The sequence below is a fragment of the Flavobacterium tructae genome, from assembly GCF_002217475.1.
Taxonomy (GTDB): Bacteria; Bacteroidota; Bacteroidia; order Flavobacteriales; family Flavobacteriaceae; genus Flavobacterium; species Flavobacterium tructae.
Map to the genome: position 1 here is coordinate 25,216 of NZ_MUHH01000050.1, position 22,529 is coordinate 47,744.

Genomic DNA, 22,529 nt, shown 5'->3' on the forward strand with positions numbered 1-22,529 from the left:
GGACCATAAAGATAGACCACCAAAAACAGGGAAAAAATTACATTTTTTATCAAAATAAGAAATTCAGGTGTTTATTTATTTGTAAGAATTAACTCAAAAATAAATACTCTTTATGAAATCTACAATACCAACTTTTAGTGATTTTTCAAACACATTATTTTCTTAAAAAAAATCCAATCCGAAGAACGGAATGGATTCTTTTTGAATGAACTCTTATTTAAAATTTACTGAAAAATAACTTTTCTTGTCGTTGTAAAATCATTTGCCAAAGTAACTTTCACTAATAAAACCTGATTTGAAGATGGTAGGTTTTGAATTTGTACTTCTGTATTACCTACTTTCTTTTTATTGTAAAGCATTTTTCCTAACATATCATATACCGTAACTTCTTTAATATTTTCTTGCGAAGATTGTATCACAATCACTTTGTCTTTTATAAAAACTAAAATCCTGTCTTTAAGGTTTTCAAAATTTCCGACACCTAAAGTTTTACTGGTGTAACGCAATACCAAACGATCAGTAAAATTCCCCACCTCGGTTTTAAATGTATAATTGCTTTGTGTTAAATCGTGAATAACTCCAATTGCTTTATCTTCAACATAAATTTTCTGATTCAACATCTTACCATCTACTTCGTCTATTGCAATGGTAAAATCGCCAGCAACAGCAGTTCGATAACCTAGCGGAACAATATCAGAATCTGTAAACGGTAAGGCACGTCCCTGAATGACATATTTATTCCCATTACTTATACTGTAAAAATCTAAATACGGATTACTATCAAAAGTTAATCCGTCGTAATTACTATCATAGTCATTGGTCGCTCCTTCAATATACCCCACTAACAATTGTTTAAAAGCTCCGGTTGTACTGGTCATATTTAACCAAATGCGATTCTTTTCAATCGCGGTTCCTTTCTTCGGATTCGCTGATCTAAAAAACTGGCCATTATCTAATGCCCCCAATCGCATTGCATTGGTAAAAAGTACTTTTCCTGCAGCTTTAGTAGTCACAAAAAAGGCTTGACCGGCTGCAATTTTACCAGTTGGTTTAACACCTTTGTCAAGTGTTGGATTATTATTGTAACCAGGATCTGATTTTGCCGATACTCCGCCGCTAATATTATAAGAAGCATAATCATCGGCAGTATACTGATTCGTCAGTGTAGGCACCGCAGCCGTATTGTGAGTCCAGAAATAAAGCGTTCCATTTATTACCGCATTATTTGTGGCATTAATAATAAGATCATCCGCACTTACTGCAGACGGATATGGATTCCCGATCAAATAACTTTTTCCTGAAGCTAACAGCTCTGTTTCTATATTTCCATTATTCGGGACTCCTTTAAAACTTGCCGAATAGGCTGTCTTAGAGACATTCGAATAATTTGACGGGGCACGAATACTATAACCTTTGCCCGCTATCATGTTATCAGTCTTATTCGTTCGCACCCATTGTGTGCCATCGAAACCATAATACATAGTGCTGGGCGTTAAAGGCGAAAGATTCACTAATGTTTGCGGGCTTACCGGAGTTGACCAATACACATAATCTTTTAAAAATATAGGTGAGGTAGTACGTTCATACGTAATATCACCCTTATTTACTACATTATTTTTTTGTATTAAACTTGCCGTATTTTTAAAGGTCATTTTACCTCCTGTAAATACTTTAACATCATTGGCAATGGTTAGGGTATGTCCCTCTCCTATTACGACATTTGTTCCTGAATTAACTTCGCAAGAACATCCGCTTACATCCCCTGTGGACATAAAATCAGAGCTAAAAATGAGTTTCTTATCTATGGTTGGAGTATCATCCCATCCACCTAGTCTATAGGTCGCTATTGCCGGTGGTGAATTGATAACAACTTCCGTAGTAGCAGCTGATGTACAGTTGCCGTTTCCAACTGTGTACGAATATGTCCCGCCTGCCAGATTAGCGTCTGTAACCTTAGTTCCTGTATAAGACACCGCTACTGCTCCAGGTGATCTTGTTAACGTTCCACCAGATGGCAGTCCGCTTAAAGCAATACTACCGGAAGTAACACTACAGGTTGGCTGGGTAACTGTTCCTAATACAGGTGTTGCCAGATCTACAACAAAATTAGCCTTTGTTCTACAAGCGGAATCACCGGAACAACCTGCATAATAAGAAGTTGTCCCAGCAGTATTAGTATCAATAAGACCGGAACCACTGACCCCTACAGGGTTAAATGATGCTCCCGAGCCAATTTTTGTTCCTCCCGAGGCTACCGTATACCAATCTATTGTTGCCGGTAAAGTATAATTTACTGTAATCGTAACATCTGTGATATTTGCATCAGGATTAACTTCTGGATTATTAAAAACTTCTCTAAAGTCGAAGACCCAATCACCTGATGGGTTTCCAGTACCCCATGTTCCAAAAGGAATATTACTTGCATCACCGGCACTATTATTTTCAGCAACAATAGCAGGAAGAGGATTCAAATCAGTTTGCACTGCACCAACTGCTAAAGGCGGAGTTACCTTAACCATCAACTCACTTTTAAGAGAAGGAGCAATTGCCGTAAAACTTATCTTAACATTTGTAGCCGTTACTACAGCTCCGTCCGGTAACGAAGGAAAAGTTATAGTAATGTTTGTATTTCCAGCACCCCCATAAAGTCTGCTATTTGATCTTCCGCCGCTACCACTGGCAGTCGTAGCGGTTTGGGCAAGTGCAGCACATGCAGATGAAGCGGTTAAAAAGCCGGAACCTCCCTTACAAATGGTAACACCGGTTGCAACAAGAGGAGATTTATTGATTACAAAATTTACCTTTCTTCTACAAGCAGGATCACTGGAACAAGCCTCATAATATGACGTAGTACCCGGAGTATTAGTATCAATAAGACCGGAACCACTGACTCCTACAGGATTAAACGATGTTCCTGAACCAATTTTATCTTCTCCGGAAGCCGTTGTGTACCAGTCTATCGTTGCCGGTAAAGTATAATTTACTGTAATGGTAATATCTGTGATATTTGCATCGGGCATAACTTCAGGATTATTAAGAGCTTCTTTAAATTCGAAAAGCCAATCTCCTGATGGGTTTCCAGTGCCCCATGTTCCCAAAGAAATATTACTTGCATCACCGGCACTATTATTTTCCGCAATATCAGCAGGAAGAGGATTCAAATTACTTTGCTTTGCACCAACTGTTACTGGCGGAGTTACCTGAACCAACAACTCACTTTTAAAGGAAGGAGCAACTGCCATAAAACTTATCTTAATATCAGTACCTGTTACTATCGCTCCGGCCGGTAACAAAGGAAAATTGATCGTAATATCTCTATTTCCGGCACCCCCATAAGATATGCTATTTGATCTTCCGTTACTACCTCTTGCAGTCATAGGGGTTTGAGCAGTCGCAGGACAGATAGATAAAGCGGTTAAAGAGCCGGAACCTCCCTGACAAATTACAACATCGGCTACAGCTGGAGGATCATCATGAATCACAAAATCTACCTTTGTTCTACAGGTGGGGTCACCGGAACAAGCCACATAATAAGGAGTCGTGCCCCCAGTATTAGTATCAATAAGACCGGAACCACTGACCCCTACAGGATTAAATGAGGCTCCTGAACCAATTTTTGTTCCTCCGGAAGCCGTAGTATACCAATCTATCGTTGCCGGTAAAGTATATTTTATTGTAATGGTGACATCTGTAATATTTGCATCGGGCATAACTTCAGGATTATTAAGAGATTCTCTAAATTCGAAGCGCCAATCTCCTGACGGGTTTCCAGTACCCCATGTTCCTAAAGGGATATTAATTGCACCACCAGAGTTATTATTTTCAGCAACAGTAGCAGGAAGAGGATTCAAATTAGTTTGCACTCTATCAACTGTTACAGGGGGAGTTACCCTAACCAACAACTCACTTTTTAAGGAAGGAGCAATTGCTGTAAAACTTATCGTAACATTTGTAGCCGTTACTACCGCTCCATCCGGTAACGAAGGAAAAGTTATAGTTATGTCCCTATTTCCGCCACCTCCATAAGACACACTATTGGATGCTCCGTCATTACCACTGGCAGTCATAGGAGTTTGGTCAATCCCAGCACAGAAAGAGGACGCGGTTAAAGAGCCGGAACCTCCCTGACAAATGGTAACACCGGCTGCAACAGGACAGTTTCCGTTTTGTGCTGTAATTTCTTGTTGAGCTAAAAGTACGGGACTAGTAAAGCAGTTTGCCAAAACAAGCAGAAAAAGTATTTTTTTTATCATAACTCTAGGGGCTTAAGTTTTTCTTTGATAATAATTTGGCTCAAAACTACAACCCTCATATAAAACTCACAATCACCAATTTTGGTGATTTTTTTGACAACTTTATTTTCTTAAAATGCAAAAAAAATCCACTCCGAAAAACGGAATGGATTTTTTGAAATGAACTTTTATTTATGATTTACTGAAAAATAACTTTTCTTGTCGTTGTAAAATCATTTGCCAAAGTAACTTTCACTAATAAAACCTGATTTGAAGATGCTAGGTTTTGAATCTGCAATTCTGTATTACCTACTTTCTTTTTATTGTAAAGCATTTTACCTGACACATCATATATTGTAACCTCCTTAATATTTTCTTGCGAAGATTGTACCGCAATTACTTTGTCTTTTATAGAAACTAAGATCCCGTCTTTAACGTTTTCAAAATCTCCGACACCCAAAGTTTTATCAGTGTAACGCAATACCAAACGTTCAGTAAAGTTCCCCTCCTCGGTTTTAAAAGTATAATTACTCTGTGTTAAATCATGAATAACACCAGTTGTTTTATCTTCAACATAAATTTTCTGATTGGACATTTTACCATCAACCTCGTCTATCGCAATTGTAAAATCCCCTGCAACGGCAGTACGGTAACCTAACGGAACAATATCAGCATCTGTAAATGGTAAGGCACGTCCCTGAATTACAAATTTATTCGTATTACTTACACTATAAAAATCCAAATACTGGTTACCATCAAGAGTTAGACCATCATATAAGGTTTCATAATCATTGGTTGCACCTTCTATATAACCTAACAATAATTGTTTAAACGCCCCGGTTGTACTGGTCATGTTTAACCAGATACGATTCTTTTCTATAGTAGCTTTTCTCGAACTATTTGCAGGTCTGAAAAACTGGCCATTATCTGTTGCCCCTAATCGCATGGCATTGGTAAAAAGAACTTTTCCTGCAGCTTTAGCAGTTAGAAAAAATGACTGTCCGGCCGCAATTTCTCCAGTTGGTTTATCACCACCCGATTCCGCTGCTGTCGCTCCAGTTAGATTGAATGAAGCATAATCATCCGAAGTATACTGATTACTTGCAACAGGTTTTGCCGGTGTGTTGTGGGTCCAGAAATAAAGGGTACCATTTATTACATTTTCATTAGTTTTTATAAACCCTTCTATGCCCTCTGAAACAAACCTCTCTGCGCTTAAAGCTGACGGATAAGGATTCCCTATCAAATAACTTTTGCCTGAAGCCAACATTTCCGTTTCTATATTTCCATTGTTCGGAACTCCTTTAAAACTTGCCGGATAGACTGTCTTAGAACTATTCGAATAACCTGACGGGGCACGAATGATATACCCTTTACCTACTACCATATTATCATTTCTATTCGTTCGTACCCACTGTGTACCATCGAAACCATAATACATAGTACTAGGGGTTGAAGGCGAAAGATTAATTAAGGTTTGTGGACTTACCGGAGTTGACCAATACACATAATCTTTTAGCAATATAGGAGGAGTGGTACGCTCGTAAGTGATATCACCTGTATTTACTACATTATTTATTTGAACTAAAGCCGCTGTATTTTTGAAAGTCATTGTACCTCCGCTATATACCTTAACATCATTTGCAATCTTCAAGGTATGTCCAGCTCCTATTGTAACATTTGCCCCTGAATTAACTTCACAGGTACATCCACTCACATCTCCTGTAGAGATAAAATTGGAGTTAAAAATAAGTTTCTTATCTATAGTTGCAGGACTACTCCAGGTACCATTATAGGTCGCTGTCGGAACTGGATTAATTACAATTCCTGTAGTCGAAATTGAGGAACAAGGACCATTTGCAACGGCGTACGAATAGGTACCTGCCGCAAGATTAGTATCTGTTACTGCCGTTCCTGTATAAGGTATAGCTACTGCTCCTGGTGATCTTGTTAAAGTTCCACCGGAAGGTAATCCGCTTAAAGCAATGCTACCGAAAGTAACGGTACAGGTTGGCTGCGTGACAGTACCTAAAGTTGGTGTAGCTGGAAGTGGACTAACAGTTACTGTGACCGTAAACGGATTTCCTGTACAACCTGACGAAGTAGGAGTTACGGTATAAGTTGCTGTTTGATCTGTGGCAGTTGAATTCGTTAATGTTCCTGTTATAGAATTTGGTGAACCTGAACTTGCAGCTCCCCCAGTTAATCCACCGGTAACGACCGGAGATGGCCAACTATACGTAGTACCTGACGGCACACTCTCATTTGCCCCACTAGTTGGAGTTATCGTAAAACCAGTATTACTACAAACTGATGCTGTTTTTGGCTGAATTACGGCTGAGATCATATTAACTAATACAGGAGTTGAATACACAGACGTACCGCCACAGGTTAATTTAGCACGATAACGAGTAGGAACTACCTGAGTTGTAGTATAGCTTAAATTACTTGACAAGACATCTCCACACACAATAGTCATTCTATCAATACTCTGTCTATCAAATTGTTGCCCTGTACGTCCTGAGAACTTGAATTTCCAGTTCGTTTTGTCAGCAGCAACGTAACCAGGCACCGAAAGTCCGGAAACAATTGTCGTAGCTCCAATTTTTAAAGATAACAGTCCATTAGCATCCACCGTTAAATTTGCAGTTCTGTATGAAGCATTCCTAAGATTAAACGGATTAAGGCTATTCGCAAAAATCTGCGCTCCTGCATAAAGAATTCTAATCATACTGCCACTCCCTACTCCTGTGACATTATCATAAGTATCAAATTTTAAAATAAAACCTGTGCCTTCTCCCTCTTCTCCTCCACCAGCAGTAGCGTTAGAAATACTGCCAGCCGGTCCATAACTTAAACTCATTCCATCTGCAGCATCACCATCAAACATTCTAAAATCAAAACTTGCTGTAAAAGGAGTTATATTCGATCCCGGAGAAGTGTTAATAAAATATCCCCCTGCACGACTTGCGGCAGCCGGAGTTAAAATTAATTCACCCCCGCTAATATTTGTATTACCTAAGGTAATTGCATTAGTTGGAGTCGTACTAAAATCTGTATCTATAATAGTAACAGGTCCCGGTGTAGCATTGTTCCAAGTTACATTATCTGTCGAAGTTTCCCATTGATATCCTGTTCCTCCCGTACTTGGATTCTCAACAGATAAAGTGAAAGGCACATTAGAGCAAACAGGATTATTCGTTGACAAAGTAGCCCCGGGAGCGGGAGTAGAACAAGCTCCTTCAATATTAATACTATAATCTTCTACCTGGCCATAGCTATAACCATCAACAGAAGCATTGGGGGTAGTATTGTAGGAATTGTAATGACTGATTAAACGCATTCGGGTAGTACCTTGAGCAGCACTTAAAGGTACAGCAATTAATTTAGATGCTGTTTTACCATCGATTCCGTTAGAATTTCTAATAGTTGATATATTAAACGATTCACCGGCATCTAAAAAATCCCCATCCTGATTCCAATCAAAAAAGGCTTGGTAATAATAGGTATAATCTCCATCGGTATTACCCTGAACCGCTAAGTTATAACTTTGACCAACAGTGACACTGGTTTTATAATTCGTATAATTCTCATATGCTGGCGACGTTAATAAAGCGGAACTGGCATTTGAAAGAGCATTAAAAACCACATTGGTAATCGGCCTGACATTGCTAAAATTAAATGAAGGATAGGTTCTTCCAACAGTCACAACACCTGAAGTGGAAGCAAAATAAGTATCGTTTTTGTAGGTTGCAACAGAACTGCTGCTCCCCCATAAACCAATGTCCTGATTTACTCCCGCAAATGTAAGTGTATTGGCATTATGTGTAGAAGTTCCCAAATTTGCAACAACACCCGATTTAATAGCTAAACTATTAGTTGACGCACCAACTGAAAAAGTTTTAACGGCACCCGTATTCCCGGATAAAACTAAATTGTAATAAGTGTTATATCCTATAGTTTGAGCACCTGTACTATTATATTCAACCGTTCCTGTTGCAGGGTTTAAAGTTCCCGAAGTCATCGAACCTCCCACTTTCAATAATCCTGATCCACTAAAAGTTATATCATTATTAGTACTATTCATTGCAATGTTACCGAATACTTCTACCGTTCCCGATGACAATCTTAAACTACTTCTTCTATTTGTACCTCCCGAAGATTGCATTGTGACACTTGCGCAAGACATTGAACCGGCGGCAACATCTATATATTTAGTAATTCCATTTGTTGTAACAGCATTAATAGTTACATCTCCTGAAACCGTTAATGAATTGGATCCCGTAATTGTTACGGCTGTAGTTGAATTCGAACTACCTCCTCCATTAATTGTCAATGTTTTACAAACCGCCGCTATATTAATATTAATAGTTCTAAGATTTGCACTAGTGCCATTAGGAATAATCACATCTTCTAAAATTGTTGGAACAGTATTGCTGCTCCAATTTGCTGGGTTACTCCAGTTTCTATCTCCACTTGAACCATCCCAAGTTATTTGCCCATAACCCAAATTCATGACCAAGAACATTCCCAAACAGGCTAATTTGATAACTGGATTAGAAGTTTTTCTGGTTTGGGGATCAGAAAATTTTAAAAATACAGAGCAGACGCTCAAAAGTAATTTTTGAATCATATGAAAGTGGTATTTATGATTAAATTTGTTTTTGGGGCAACAAAACACAAAAAATATTCCCTATTAAATTCAGGAGTTGTTTTTATACTTTGTTTTAAAACTAAAAGCTAAAACCCTGTTTTACAAGGTCATAAAAAACTGTTAATTTTGTGTACAAAAATATTATAATTCCCCACATATACAACATTTTAACAAAAGACTTTTCTGAGAAAAACAAAAAAAATAGTTGTGTTTTTAACATTTAAATGACTATTTTTAGCCGTAATCGTTAAAAAGAAAGAAAAAAGCCATGAATTCAATCTGCACTCCCAAAGAGGCTTTACTGAAGTTAGAACACTACTGTGCTTATCAGGAACGTTGTCATGCCGAAGTGGTATCCAAACTGTACAGCCTAAAAATGACTGCCGATGAAATCGATACTATTGTGGTTCAATTGATTGAAACTAACTTTCTAAATGAAACCCGATTTGCCTGCAGCTTTGCCAGAGGTAAACATCGCATGAAATATTGGGGCAGAATTCGAATTACCAATGAACTGAAAGCAAAACAAATTTCGTCGGCTAATATTACGCTTGCTTTAAAAGAAATCACTGTCGAGGAATACGAAGCCACTTTCGACCAGCTTTCTGAGCGATGCTGGAACAGCATACACGAAAAAAACACCCTAAAAAAACGAAAAAAGTTTTGCGACTATATGCTTCGTCGTGGCTACGAGAGTTTTCTTGTTTACGATAAAGTTACTTTACTTGAAAAAGAATTCTAGTCCAAAAAAAACACGGGCTTAACCTCACTACTTCTTGATTTTTCTCGTCAAAATCACCATACTCGCACATTCAATTTTCTTGCAAATTTTTCACTTAAAAGACGTTTTTACTACTTATAGTTCTAAAAATAGGATCGTTTTGAGCGTTATTCTGCGATTTTCCTCATACTTCGAGAATGTTATTTATAAGAAATAACATAAAATCTCATTTCTAAAGATGCATTTTGTCGACTATTTTGACATTTTGTCGATTAAACGACCGTTCCAAAAACCTTCATATTTCCAATCACGTATGTGTATCTATCTTTGCTCGGGCAAAATTTATCCTGTACCAGCACCACTAAATTGTATAGAAACATTTCAATATGAAGAGAACTCTACTTTCCAAAATCCTATTTTTTCCCTTTAATTTTCTATTAGAAATAAAAAACGTCTTCGGATCTTCAAAACTTTACTTTAAAGCATTTTTTACTTTCATTTTCCTGATCAGCATTAATAATTTAAATGCACAATGTAACTCTGGTGCAACAGCAGGCACAGTAAGCAGTAATAATAACAAATTATGTGTAGGAGTTACAGAGGGATTTTGGTCGGCTGGAGGATGGGACTCTGGCACCTGGTCTTCATCAAACCCTTCAGTTTTAGAAGTTATAAGCTCAAGCAAAGGAAACGCTACTATCAAAGCGTTAGCACCTGGAGTTGCAAATGTAATCTACACCTTAACGCAACCAAATTGCTCCACCGTTAAAACTTCCCAAAAGCAAATCACTGTTTATGAAGCTTTAGGAACTACTGGAGAAATTACAGGATTTACACCACAGTGCCCTGGAAACACAGGACAAGTTTATTCCATACCTCCTGTACCAAATGCAACCAAATACGACTGGAAACTACCATCTGGTTGGGTTATTACCGCGGGAGCTAATACCAACTCCATTACAGTAACCACCAGCTCAACTGCAGGAAATCTTAAAGTCGAAGTATCTAATGATTGCAGAACAAATGAAGCCAAATACCTATATGTTAATATCACCAACGGAAAAACAGCAAAACCTACTATTACTGCAAGCGGACCAACGACTTTTTGCCAGGGAGGCAGTGTGGTATTGACTTCAAGCATTGAAGACAATTACCTTTGGTCAAACGGAGAAACTACCAGAAGCATAACGGTTACAACTTCAGGAACCTACTCGGTAATTACAAAAAAGAATGATTATGTATGCCCAAGCGATGCCTCAAACAGTATAGCCGTAAATGTACAATCAGGATTAACGTTTAGCAATCAACCACAGGATTTAGTTGCCTGCGAAGGTCAGTCCGGAACCTTTAGCGTAACCGCATCAGCCTCGAATGCAACCTACCAATGGCAATATTCTGCCAATGGGTCAACGAACTGGACTAATACCAATGGGGTTCAGGGTGTATCAGGTCATAACACAGCAACCTTAAATTTGACCAACCTTCCTTTGTCCTATAGTGACTACTATGTTCGTTGTGTCGCAAGAAGCTCCACCTCTTGTCCTGCCAATACTAACACAAACTCAAATACTGCTAAACTAACGGTTAACCCATCATTAAAAATCACCTCACAGTCGACCGCTACTCAAACCAAATGCCTCAACGATGCCTTTACACCTTTGACGGTTACCGCCACAGCAGCATCAGGAACCTTAACCTATCAATGGTTCAGCAATACTGCTGCAAGTACCACAAACGGAACAGCATTAGGAACTTCAAATGGCGCCAGAACCAGTAGTTACACTCCACAATCCACAACATCAGGAACATTATATTACTATGCGGTAGTAACATCAAGCTGCGGAACAGCAACCACTGCAATTTCAGAAGCTATGATCACCAAACAGGCAAATATTGCCCCAACAGTAGGAACTATCACACAGCCTACTTGTACTACCCCAAGCGGAAGTGTTGTTTTACAAAATATACCTTCATCAGGAAAACTGGTGGAGTCACGAGGAACTGTATACAATTATACAACTTCCGGAACCACATACGAAATTTCAGGATTAGCTCCCGGAACTTATAAATTTGCCATCGATGATAATTGCACAAGAGTATATTCGTCAAACATTATAATCCTACCCGGAAATGTCTGGAATGGCACTAAATGGTCAGGTGGAACGCCATCACTAAACGATCCAATTCAATTTACAGGAAATTATACTGCAGAAACAGATCTTAACGGATGTTCCTGTACAATCGATAATGGAGCAACGGTAACTATAAAATCAGGAGTCACCTTAACTATTGCCAATAGTATAGACGTAAACTCCGGATCTTTAGTTTTTGAAAACAGTTCCAGTTTGATACAAAAAAGCAATGCTAAGAATACGGGGAGTATTTCCTATATCCGTACCAGTCCGCCTATATTCCAAAAAGATTATTTGTATTGGTCTACTCCGGTAACTCCACAAAAATTAGTAGACGTTTCGCCTTCTACGCCTGCCAATTTTTATTATGGCAATGATGGCACACAATGGGTACGAACCAATAGAGAAAGCAATATGATTGTTGGAAAAGGATACATTATTCGAGGACCATCGAATTACACCAATACCAATAAACAAGAATTTACCGCAACTTTCAAAGGAATTCCAAACAATGGAGATCTGGAAGGAGAATCATTAACCGCAATGAAAAGTCACCTGATTGGAAATCCGTATCCGTCTGCCTTAAGTGCTGATATGCTTTTAAAAGAGAATCCAATGTTAAACGGAACGCTCTATTTCTGGACGCACAACACTCCGGCAAAACCTGTAGCAAGTAATCAGTACAGTGCTGATGATTATGCTTCCTACAACCTTAGTGGAGGAGTTTCTGCAAAATCAGATAAACAGCACAATAATGATCCTGCAAAAGACAAAGGCACTAAACCGACGGGTAACATAGCAGCCGGACAAGCCTTCTTTGTAACAACGAATGCTGCAGGAAAAGTCAAGTTTAATAATTCAATGCGATTGGGCGGATCGAATAACGGTCAGTTTTTCAGACCCGGAAACACGTCAAAAGTATTAGCTTTAGAAAAACACCGCATTTGGCTAAACATGACCAATGCGACGGGAGCTTTTAAACAATTGCTAGTAAGCTACATTGAAGGGGCAACCAATGACTTTGAAACTAATTACGATGGGTTAACTTTTGACGGCAATCAATATTTGGATTTTTACACTACGGATCAAAAAAACAAATATGTAATTCAGGGACGTGCTCTGCCATTTACAGATGCCGATCTAGTTCCATTAGGATACCGAACAACAGTTGCAGGTGATTTTACTGTTGCAATTGACGAAGTAGACGGAAACATGAGCAATCAGGCCATTTACATTGAAGACAAAACTACAGGAACTGTTCATGATTTAACACAAAGCAATTATACTTTTAAAACCGAAGCCGGTACCTTTACCGAACGTTTGACTCTGCGCTATAAACCAGGCAAAACTTTAGGTACAGGGGATTTTGAAAACATCGAAAACGGCATTCTTATTTCGACTGGAAATAAAACCATTCAAATATCTTCATCAAAAGAAAACATTAAACAAGTTGTTGTTTTTGATATTACCGGTAAACAATTATACAGTAAAAACAAATTAAACAGTGCAGCCTTTCAAATTGAAAATTTACCGTCTGCCAATCAGGTTTTACTGGTGAAGGTGACTTTAGCAAATGATTTTACTGTTACCCGAAAAGTATTGTTTCAGTAATCGTTAATTCGTTAATTCGTAATTCGTTAATTCGTTAATTCGTTAATTCGTTAATTCGTTAATTCGTTAATTCGTTAATTCGTTCTATAAAAAAATCCATTCTGAGAAACAGAATGGATTTTTTTATATCTCACTTGGTATTCGAAAAATTAAACTAGGGCTTTTCGATTAAAACGCTAACCGCATTTCCTCCGAAACCTACCGCATTAATCAATATTCTTTTAATCGATTTTGTCTGTTTTTGTTCTTCTCCGAAAGGTACTCCAATAAAAGTATCGTGCTGAAACATCAAAAGTGCCAACTCTAAACTCAATATACCCGACGCTCCAAAAGTATGTCCGATCTTCCATTTGTTGGTAGTAAGCAAAGGCAGCTGAGATCCAAAAACTTTTTCAATAGCCCTCAACTCGGTTAAGTCACCTTTGATCGTTCCGGGAGCGTGCATCACAATTGCATCAACCGATTCAGGAGCTACATTCTTTAAAGCCATTTTCATTGATTTCTGAAAACAGGTTGCTTCTGCAGAAATAGAAATATTGTGTTCTAAAATCTCGGTTGCATAACCCACGCCTGTTATGTATGCTATTGCATTCTCTTTCTCGCCGGTTTCCAAACAACAAACTGCCGCACCTTCCCCTAAAATCATAGTATTTTGGGTTTTCTCAAAATCGAAAGCCAAATTGGGCCATGATTCCGTTTCCTGATCGATTCTCGAATATATTTTAAGTGCTCTCATTTGAGCAATCGTAAAATCCGTCAATGGGGCTTCGCTTCCTCCTACCAAAAATTTATCAGCCATATCTGATTTCAACCATGCTACACCATTCAGCAAGGCATGAAGTGCAGTTGAACACGTTATAGAATGCGATATTTCCGGTCCAACACTCTGTAGATCGTGAGCAATCCAGGAAGATATATTTCCTAGAGTTGTTGTTGGAGAAGCTAAAGTTTGGGCTTTTCCTGTATCGATGTATTCTTTATAATGCTTTTCGAATAAATCTGTTGCCCCTCGGGACGAACCAATATTAATTCCGAAGATATCATCCGAACTCCATCCTGCCTGCTTAACCGCTTGTCGAGAAGCCGCCAAAGCAAACAAAACCGAATCATCCAGAAATTTGTACTTAGGATCGGACTCTCTTATTTCCGAAACAATTTGTTTAGATTCAGCATCCAGAGCAGCAACAGAAGTTTCCTGTTGGTCTAAAAACTGTTTCGAAAAACAATGTTGACGATCAAGATACTTTTCCCACACTGATTCCGTAGTATTTCCTAAAGGTGAAATAGAAGAAAAAGCTGTTATAGAGATTTTTTGTGTATTCAAAATATTTTATTTAATCGCAAAATTACACCATTTCAATGGCTTCTTCAATGGTTTTATATACTTTTTGAAGCTGCTCATCACTCATGATATACGGAGGTAAAATGTAAACAATATTTCCGACAGGGCGCAAAACAACACCTTTATCAATAAAGAAATTATAAAGTTTAGTTCGCATTGAACCGTAATAACTCTCTTCTGAATCTGATTTGATTTCAACTGCAAAAATAACCCCCAATGTTCTGGCAGTAATTACTTTTGAATGCTTTTCCATTTTCTTCTGAAAATCCAAATGACTCTTATGAATTCTTTCAATATTAGCCTGCATTTCATCTGTATGCAGCAAATCAATACTAGCCAAAGCCGCAGCACAACCCGTCGGATTTGCAGTAAACGTATGTCCATGAAACAAAGCCTTGTTGATATCGTCATCATAAAAAGCATCAAAAACCTCTTGTGTAAAAGTGGTGATTGCCATTGGTATTGTTCCTCCGGTTAATGCTTTAGACAAACACATCATATCCGGAACTTCTGTCACATAATCCATTGCAAAGGTTTTTCCCGTCTTACCGAAACCTGTCATTACTTCATCGGCGATGGTAAGAACATTGTTCTCTTTGCAGATTTGAATCAGTTTAGCCAAAGCCCCCGGTTCATACATTACCATTCCAGCTGCACCCTGTACCAAAGGTTCAAAAATAAAACCGGCACAACTATGATTTTGAATCACATTTCTCAAGGCATCAAAGCTTTCCTGCTCTTGTCCTTTTACCGGGACCGGAATTCTGACTACATCAATAAACATTCCCTGAAAAGCCTGTGTATAAAAAGAGATACCACTTGCTGCCATCGCCGCAAAAGTGTCTCCGTGAAAAGCATTTTCAAAAGCAATTATTGTAGTACGTTTTTCACCCTTATTGAAAAAATACTGTAAAGCCACTTTTATAGCCACTTCAACCGCTGTTGAACCATTATCAGAAAAGAAAATCTTCTGTTGATTTTTAGGCAGAATCTCAATCAGTTTTTCAGCTACTTTTACTGCCGGTTCGTGTGTAAAACCGCCAAACAATACATGTTCTAAAGTAGTTAACTGTTTGTAAATCGCATCGGCAATAAATCGGTTACTGTGTCCGAACGGATTCACCCACCATGAGGCAATAGCGTCAATATATTCCTTGCCGTTCTCATCCCAAAGTAAAGCTCCTTCACCTCTGGAAATTGCAATTGGCGCCTGTGCTGTTTTATGCTGTGTATAAGGATGCCAAAGGTATTGGCTGTCTTTTTCTGTTAATGTCATCTTGTTTAGAATATGGATATTAGAGTATAGAAAATAGACTAAACTCTACAATTTTGACAAAGATAAGAAAGTCTATTTTCTTTATTCTGTCTTCTTTTCTCTATAAATTAAGTAAGTTCTCTCTAAACAAATCGGCGTATTCCCGGATTACATTCTGATCAAAATAAGGTTCTTCATCAATTCTTCCGATACATTTTATTCCGGTTTTGTTGAGAATTAAACTTTCAGTCGATTTGTTTTCGCTTCCGCTGAAAATAATTCCTGCAACTTTAAAACCACGATTCTGAATCGCTTCTACAGTTAACAAGGTGTGATTGATACTCCCCAGATAATGTCTTGAAACCACAATTACTTTATAATCGGTTTGAATTAGATCAATAATAGAATCTGTTTCATTCAGCGGAACAAAAATTCCTCCTGCCCCTTCTACAACCAAATGATTATTGGTTCGAGGTTCCACAATCTTCTTCAAATCGATTGTAAGCCCATCAATTTCTGCAGCCAGATGCGGACTTGCGGGTGTATTTAACTCGTATGCATTCGGGAAAAATTGAGATTTCGAATTTGAAATTTGAGATTTTACCTTGTGCGTATCACTAAAATCCAAATCTCCGGCCTGAACAGGTTTCCAGTAATCGGCCTCTAAAGCTTCAACAACGATTGCCGAAGCAACGGTTTTACCAACATCTGTTGAAATTCCGGTTATAAATATTTTCATGCTTCTTTTGTTTCGCAAATATTCACAAAAAACAATTAGACCTTCTGGTATCAAATAATCTTTTCTCGGTGAATACCTGCTTAATAATCGATGCAAAAATACCAATAAAAACAAACCCATCACGTATGATGGGTTCTATTTAACTTACTCTTCTTTTAATTCGTCTATCACTTTCTTTATTTCTTTAGCATATTTTCCGTAATAAAACTGAACCCACCATTCTAGACTCAGTCCCATAAAAAGAATTGAAAAGAGAATGACTGAAAAAATACTGAGCATTTCTGTGTTACTAAATTCAAGCATTGTAAAATCAACCGCTTTAGAAGTCTGATCGTAGATAAAAACGATTAGAAATACTACCAGAAAAGGTGTCAGAGCAAATCCGAAAGTCTTATACAATTCCATGTTCAAACGGATATCGAAATAAGTTTCATACAAATTGTCCTTTGTTTTTAGAGCTGTATTGTTTAGTCGTTTGTAGAAAAAATAAAGCTTTGTCAGATAATAAATTGAAACAGCCGTAAACATACTGAAAAGCAAGAAAAAAGGCATGATATATTTCTCTTCAAAATGAAAAATATAAGGAGTAAGCCCTATTAACACAACGGAAATTACCTGTACAATCAGCTCACTTTTTAAATTCTTTTTGATTCTGTCTAACGGCGTATTGGCCGATTGTATTTTTTCCAGATTATCCGGAAGAACAATGTTATCCGATTTATCATTGTTCCATGCGTTTTGTATATCGTTAAAATCCATATCCCTGATTTTTAATTATTTCTTTTAATTTTTCTTTTGCTCTGTTTAATTTCACCCTGGCATTTCCTTCTGAAATTCCTAAATTCTCTCCAATTTCCTTATGAGAGAAACCTTCCAGCTGATAAAAAATGATCGCTTTATCTATTTTTTCGAGTTTTTGAACAGCCTTATAAAAATGATCGATCTGATTTTCTTTGATGTGTGAATCTCCTTCATCATCCTTAATATTCTCCGAAGCGATTTCGTACTTGTCTACCTTTCGCTTTTCCTTTTTCAGAAAAACAATGGCTGTATTCACCGCTACACGATACATCCAGGTCGAAAACTGACTTTCATTTCTAAAAGAATCATACGATTTCCAAAGCTGACAAACGATTTCCTGAAACAAATCCTGTTGATCGTCAGAATTATCCATGTACATTTTAGAAACTTTGTACAGTATTCCTTTGTGACTTTCGATCCGATTTAAAAATTCCTGTTCTTTCTCTTTCAAAATATTTTATTGCATTACTGGTTTGACCTTATAACCTGCTTTCTTTAATAAACTAATCACTCCATACTCTCCCCCCAAATGTCCCGATCCTACAGCAAAAAACACGCTCCGCTTTTTCATCATTTCCGGCATCGTTTTTACCCAATTCATGTTTCGCTGGTCTAAGATAACTTTATTTGTCTTTTCACTCCCCATTTTTTCATCTGTTATAACATCATACAATCCATTGATATTTTCATTTTTATAAAAGGATACTGATTGAGACATTACGGAGTCATTTAGCTCCTCCAGCATCATTAACATTTCATCATTGTTATAAGCCTTTTCCAACATTTTTTCTTGAGATTTTACCGTTTCCAGACCACCAATTTCAATATTTCTTTTCTTTGCGTTCTCAATAAATTCCATTTCATAAAACTTAAGATCTTTACAGCCAAAACTTTTAATCGAAACCATGCTCATTACTGCGGTCAGGCTATAAGCATCTACCTGTTTAACCGTCATTCCGATTGTTTTTTGCAGAATCAAATCCAATTTTGACAATTGTTCCGGACTCAGTCTCTTACTTAAAGGTTCTTTCCCCAATACCAATTGCTGCATATCTGCCATTTCTTTCGGGTCTGCTAAATCAATTTCCAACACTAATTCGTTTGAGGCTTCAAATGCTTTTTTTGTCTTATCAGACAGAAAATAATCTCCTGAACAAATTGCATGAATTGTACCGTACAAATAAGACGGTTTCGATAATCCGTTTCCTGTAACTTCCCATAAAAGCGAATTTTCAAGTTTTGGAGATTTTTTCTGTGCCTGTGTCGTTCCACTAAAAACTAATGCAATTACTGCAATTGTTGATGTAACTAATTTTTTCATTTTGTTGATTGATTTAATGATTGATGATGATTTGATTGATTGTTTTGACTGATGATTGAATGAGTACTATGATTTAGTATGTTTTTTTCTTTGCCAGGAAGCCATTGAAGCTACAAAGAGACAAATCATAACTGAAAGCAATCCCATATTTGGTTTGTCTAAAATAAATTGATTTACTAACGCATATCCAAGTCCTGCAGAAGCAACAAAGACAAATACGAAATGGAATACTTTTTCTGTAACTGATGTTGAGTTTGTTTTCATAATTGTTTTGGTTTATTTGATTACGACTCGTAAGTAATCAAACATTCAAAACGTTACAAAAATTTTTAAACTTTTTTATACAAGCCCATAAACAAAGGGCTGACGGAAATATTTTTTTCACGCAGAGATTCACAAAGAAAAAAGAGCCTCACAAAATAACTTTGCGAAGCTCTGTGATAACTTGGTGAATCTCTGTGAAACATAGTATCCTAAAACACGAAGTTCCCCAGCAATTCTAAAACTTCGTTAATCTCTTTTTCTGAATTGTAACTATGAATACAAAAACGCAAACGTTCCTGACCTTCCGGAACGGTTGGAGAAAGTATCGGTTTTACATCGAATCCTTTACCCTGAAGTTGTTCTGCGAGGCGTTTTACATTTTCGTTTCCCGGAACAATAGCCGATTGTATTGCCGACTTACTGCGAACAAACATTGGCTTTAGCCCTAATAAGTTTTTGTGCTGATTGAAAAACACAATATTATTGCGTAACTTTTCAATGGTTGCTTTCTCTGCTTCCAATTGTTTGTACGCTATAAGAATTGTCGCAACAGAATGAGGTGATAAACCTGTAGTATAAATGAAGCTTCTGGCAAAATTGACCAGATATTCTTTAAGAGCTGTACTTCCCAAAACCACAGCACCATGACATCCTAAACCCTTTCCGAAAGTCATAATTCGGGCAAAAATTCTATGGTGTAATTTTAAATATTGTATCAAACCTTCTCCTTTTTCTCCAAATACGCCTAAAGTATGCGCTTCATCAACTACCAGATAACAATTGTACTTCTCAGACAAGTTTACTAATTCTTCTAAATTCGGACTATCCCCATCCATAGAAAAAACCGTTTCGGTAACAATATAAACCGTAGTATCCGGAAATTTTTGAATAAGACGTTCCAGATCTTCAAAATCATTGTGATTGAATTTATACGATTTTGCATTAGACATTGTAATTCCGTCCCGAATAGAAGCATGACTTAATTCATCATACAATATAACATCATTTCGTTGCGGTACAGCACTAAAAAAACCAACATTGGCATCGTAACCCGAATTAAAGATTAATGCTGATTCAGCATCATGAAATTCCGCAATAAACGTTTCTGTAATTTGATATAAAGAATGATTCCCTGAAATCAATCGCGATCCGGTTGCGCCATTTTGAAAAATTTCGTTTTCCAGCAAATAAGCATGAGTATGCTTAAAAATAGATTCTGATTTTGAAAAACCTATATAATCGTTAGACGAAAAATCTATTCGGTTACTAAAAACCGGTAATTTTCTAAGCGAATTGTTTTGCTTTCGTATCTCTAATTTCTGATTCAGGTTCTCCGGTAATTTCATAAAAGCAAAGTTATAAAATTGATTGTAAAATAAACTACTGCTTTGCTTCCATAAGCCCGATCAGAGATAATCATTTAAATGATACTCTCTGAATACAATATCTTCCGGCAATCAAAAAGCAAAAATTAGAGCATAAAAAAAAGACTCCAATTACTTGAAGTCTTTTTGTATTTATTCCGAAACTGCTTTAGTCAACTAAAACAATTACTCTATTATCTTTCATTTCAACAGTACCTGATGCAATCTCTAATGTATAAGTTTGCTCGTTTACTTTCGTGAATTTACTCGCTACATCTTTAGAAAAATTAAACTTTGCAGAAGCAATTTTAACAGTTCCTTTTTCTAAAATAGAGACAATAGGAGCGTGATTATTCAATATTTGGAAGCTTCCGTCAACTCCAGGCAATGTTACTGATGTTACTTCTCCTGAAAATAATTTTGCTTCTGGTGATACTATATCTAAAATCATAACTTTTTTTTAAATTCCAAATTATAAAATTCCAAATCCCAATCTTGGAATTTGGAATTTTTATTTTTTGATGTTTATCAAGCTATGCTTGATTATGCTTCAGCTAACATTTTTTCTCCAGCTTCGATAGCATCCTGAATAGAACCTTTCAAGTTGAAAGCTGCTTCTGGAAGATGATCTAACTCACCGTCGATAATCATGTTGAATCCTTTGATAGTATCTTTAATATCAACCAATACTCCAGGAATACCTGTAAATTGCTCCGCTACGTGGAATGGCTGAGATAAGAAACGCTGAACACGACGTGCTCTGGATACTGATAACTTATCTTCTTCAGATAATTCTTCCATACCTAAGATCGCGATGATATCTTGCAATTGTTTGTATTTTTGAAGAATTTCTTTTACTCTTTGTGCACAGTCATAATGCTCATTTCCTAAGATTTGAGGAGTCAAAATTCTTGAAGTAGAATCTAACGGGTCAACCGCAGGATAAATACCTAACTCAGCAATTTTACGAGACAATACCGTTGTTGCATCTAAGTGAGCAAACGTTGTTGCTGGTGCCGGGTCAGTTAAGTCATCCGCAGGAACGTAAACCGCCTGTACAGATGTAATAGATCCTTTGTTTGTAGAAGTAATACGCTCTTGCATAGCTCCCATCTCTGTTGCCAAAGTTGGTTGGTATCCTACTGCAGAAGGCATACGTCCTAAAAGTGCTGATACCTCAGAACCTGCTTGTGTAAAACGGAAGATGTTATCAACGAAGAACAATACGTCTTTTCCTTGATCAGTTCCTGCTCCATCACGGAAATACTCAGCGATAGATAATCCTGAAAGTGCTACACGTGCACGAGCTCCAGGTGGCTCATTCATTTGTCCGAAAACGAAAGTAGCTTTAGACTCTCTCATTCCTGGCATATCTACTTTAGATAAATCCCATCCTCCATTTTCCATAGAGTGCATGAAATCATCACCGTATTTAATAATTCCTGACTCTAACATCTCACGAAGTAAGTCATTTCCTTCACGTGTTCTTTCTCCTACTCCTGCGAATACTGAAAGTCCACCGTGACCTTTTGCGATATTGTTAATCAACTCCTGGATCAATACTGTTTTACCAACACCTGCTCCACCGAACAATCCAATTTTACCTCCTTTTGCATAAGGCTCAATCAAATCGATTACTTTGATACCTGTGAATAAAACTTCTGATGAAGTTGACAAATCTTCAAATTTTGGTGCTTGTCTGTGAATCGGCAAACCGTTTTCACCTGTTTTAGGCAATTCACCTAAACCATCAATCGCATCTCCAACAACATTAAATAATCTTCCGTATACATCCGGACCGATTGGCATTTGGATTGGATTTCCAGTTCCAACTACTTCATATCCTCTACTCAAACCGTCTGTAGAGTCCATAGAAATGGTACGAACCGTATTTTCACCAATGTGAGATTGTACTTCCAGAACTAACAATGTTCCGTCTTTTTTTGTGACTTCTAGTGAATCATAAATTTTTGGAAGTTCAACATCCTTACCGTTGAAAACTACGTCAACTACTGGTCCAATGATTTGAGCAACTTTTCCTATTACTTTTGACATTACTTATGTATTTATTAAATAGCTATTTAGGTTTATCG

14 protein-coding genes are annotated in these 22,529 nt (G+C 37.3%); 2 read left to right on the forward strand and 12 right to left on the reverse strand.

Annotation, left to right across the window (positions count from 1 at the left end; translation table 11 throughout):
* Window positions 1-224: 224 nt before the first annotated feature.
* Together B0A80_RS18770 and B0A80_RS18775 are read right to left on the reverse strand one after the other, a co-directional pair.
* Entirely contained in the window at window positions 225-4,253 is a 4,029-nt protein-coding gene (locus tag B0A80_RS18770) for a T9SS sorting signal type C domain-containing protein (protein WP_089078294.1), read from the reverse strand.
* Between the two features lie 178 nt (window positions 4,254-4,431).
* A complete protein-coding gene (locus tag B0A80_RS18775; RefSeq protein WP_124020589.1) occupies window positions 4,432-8,865 on the reverse strand; it encodes a T9SS sorting signal type C domain-containing protein in 4,434 nt (1,477 codons plus the stop codon).
* A gap of 289 nt (window positions 8,866-9,154) precedes the next feature.
* Between B0A80_RS18775 and B0A80_RS18780 the strand changes: the two genes are divergently transcribed.
* Window positions 9,155-9,628: a regulatory protein RecX gene (locus tag B0A80_RS18780; RefSeq protein ID WP_070906369.1), complete on the forward strand. Its 474-nt coding sequence runs from the start codon at window positions 9,155-9,157 to the stop codon at window positions 9,626-9,628.
* Between the two features lie 365 nt (window positions 9,629-9,993).
* On the forward strand, window positions 9,994-13,350 hold the full coding sequence (locus B0A80_RS18785; RefSeq protein ID WP_089078296.1) for a T9SS sorting signal type C domain-containing protein: 3,357 nt from the start codon (window positions 9,994-9,996) through the stop codon (window positions 13,348-13,350).
* Window positions 13,351-13,504: 154 nt separating this feature from the next.
* Here the strand turns inward: B0A80_RS18785 and B0A80_RS18790 are convergent, their stop codons facing one another.
* The 10 genes from B0A80_RS18790 to atpD all read right to left on the reverse strand — a co-directional run bounded on the left by B0A80_RS18790 (window position 13,505) and on the right by atpD (window position 22,491).
* Complete coding sequence (locus B0A80_RS18790) at window positions 13,505-14,674, reverse strand: beta-ketoacyl synthase N-terminal-like domain-containing protein (RefSeq protein WP_089078297.1); 1,170 nt, start codon at window positions 14,672-14,674, stop codon at window positions 13,505-13,507.
* Window positions 14,675-14,696: 22 nt separating this feature from the next.
* Window positions 14,697-15,968, reverse strand: coding sequence for an adenosylmethionine--8-amino-7-oxononanoate transaminase (gene bioA, locus B0A80_RS18795; protein WP_089078298.1), 1,272 nt, complete (start codon window positions 15,966-15,968; stop codon window positions 14,697-14,699).
* A 100-nt stretch (window positions 15,969-16,068) separates the two neighbouring features.
* Complete coding sequence (gene bioD / locus B0A80_RS18800) at window positions 16,069-16,686, reverse strand: dethiobiotin synthase (RefSeq protein ID WP_089078299.1); 618 nt, start codon at window positions 16,684-16,686, stop codon at window positions 16,069-16,071.
* Window positions 16,687-16,830: 144 nt separating this feature from the next.
* Complete coding sequence (locus tag B0A80_RS18805) at window positions 16,831-17,445, reverse strand: hypothetical protein (protein ID WP_089078300.1); 615 nt, start codon at window positions 17,443-17,445, stop codon at window positions 16,831-16,833.
* Complete coding sequence (locus B0A80_RS18810) at window positions 17,435-17,938, reverse strand: RNA polymerase sigma factor (RefSeq protein WP_089078301.1); 504 nt, start codon at window positions 17,936-17,938, stop codon at window positions 17,435-17,437. The genes B0A80_RS18805 and B0A80_RS18810 overlap by 11 nt, the downstream gene beginning before the upstream one ends.
* A gap of 6 nt (window positions 17,939-17,944) precedes the next feature.
* Window positions 17,945-18,808 (reverse strand): TraB/GumN family protein, encoded by an 864-nt coding sequence (locus B0A80_RS18815; RefSeq protein ID WP_089078302.1) that lies wholly within the window; start codon window positions 18,806-18,808, stop codon window positions 17,945-17,947.
* A 66-nt stretch (window positions 18,809-18,874) separates the two neighbouring features.
* Window positions 18,875-19,072 carry a hypothetical protein gene (locus tag B0A80_RS18820; protein WP_089078303.1) on the reverse strand — a complete coding sequence of 66 codons (198 nt, stop codon included), beginning with the start codon at window positions 19,070-19,072 and terminating at the stop codon, window positions 18,875-18,877.
* A gap of 209 nt (window positions 19,073-19,281) precedes the next feature.
* Window positions 19,282-20,418, reverse strand: coding sequence for an aminotransferase class I/II-fold pyridoxal phosphate-dependent enzyme (locus tag B0A80_RS18825; protein WP_089078304.1), 1,137 nt, complete (start codon window positions 20,416-20,418; stop codon window positions 19,282-19,284).
* 187 nt (window positions 20,419-20,605) lie between these two features.
* Window positions 20,606-20,887, reverse strand: a complete 282-nt coding sequence (locus B0A80_RS18830) for a F0F1 ATP synthase subunit epsilon (protein WP_089078305.1) — start codon at window positions 20,885-20,887, stop codon at window positions 20,606-20,608.
* Between the two features lie 92 nt (window positions 20,888-20,979).
* Window positions 20,980-22,491, reverse strand: a complete 1,512-nt coding sequence (gene atpD / locus B0A80_RS18835) for a F0F1 ATP synthase subunit beta (protein WP_017495935.1) — start codon at window positions 22,489-22,491, stop codon at window positions 20,980-20,982.
* Between the last annotated feature and the right edge of the window lie 38 nt (window positions 22,492-22,529).

Bases quoted from the DNA above. Each gene is read 5' to 3' on its own strand.
- B0A80_RS18770 (WP_089078294.1), bottom strand. From the start codon at position 4,253: ATGATAAAAAAAATACTTTTTCTGCTTGTTTTGGCAAACTGCTTTACT.
- bioD (WP_089078299.1), bottom strand. From the start codon at position 16,686: ATGAAAATATTTATAACCGGAATTTCAACAGATGTTGGTAAAACCGTT.
- B0A80_RS18775 (WP_124020589.1), bottom strand. From the start codon at position 8,865: ATGATTCAAAAATTACTTTTGAGCGTCTGCTCTGTATTTTTAAAATTT.
- atpD (WP_017495935.1), bottom strand. From the start codon at position 22,491: ATGTCAAAAGTAATAGGAAAAGTTGCTCAAATCATTGGACCAGTAGTT.
- B0A80_RS18785 (WP_089078296.1), top strand. From the start codon at position 9,994: ATGAAGAGAACTCTACTTTCCAAAATCCTATTTTTTCCCTTTAATTTT.
- B0A80_RS18825 (WP_089078304.1), bottom strand. From the start codon at position 20,418: ATGAAATTACCGGAGAACCTGAATCAGAAATTAGAGATACGAAAGCAA.
- B0A80_RS18820 (WP_089078303.1), bottom strand. From the start codon at position 19,072: ATGAAAACAAACTCAACATCAGTTACAGAAAAAGTATTCCATTTCGTA.
- B0A80_RS18780 (WP_070906369.1), top strand. From the start codon at position 9,155: ATGAATTCAATCTGCACTCCCAAAGAGGCTTTACTGAAGTTAGAACAC.
- B0A80_RS18805 (WP_089078300.1), bottom strand. From the start codon at position 17,445: ATGGATTTTAACGATATACAAAACGCATGGAACAATGATAAATCGGAT.
- B0A80_RS18830 (WP_089078305.1), bottom strand. From the start codon at position 20,887: ATGATTTTAGATATAGTATCACCAGAAGCAAAATTATTTTCAGGAGAA.
- bioA (WP_089078298.1), bottom strand. From the start codon at position 15,968: ATGACATTAACAGAAAAAGACAGCCAATACCTTTGGCATCCTTATACA.
- B0A80_RS18815 (WP_089078302.1), bottom strand. From the start codon at position 18,808: ATGAAAAAATTAGTTACATCAACAATTGCAGTAATTGCATTAGTTTTT.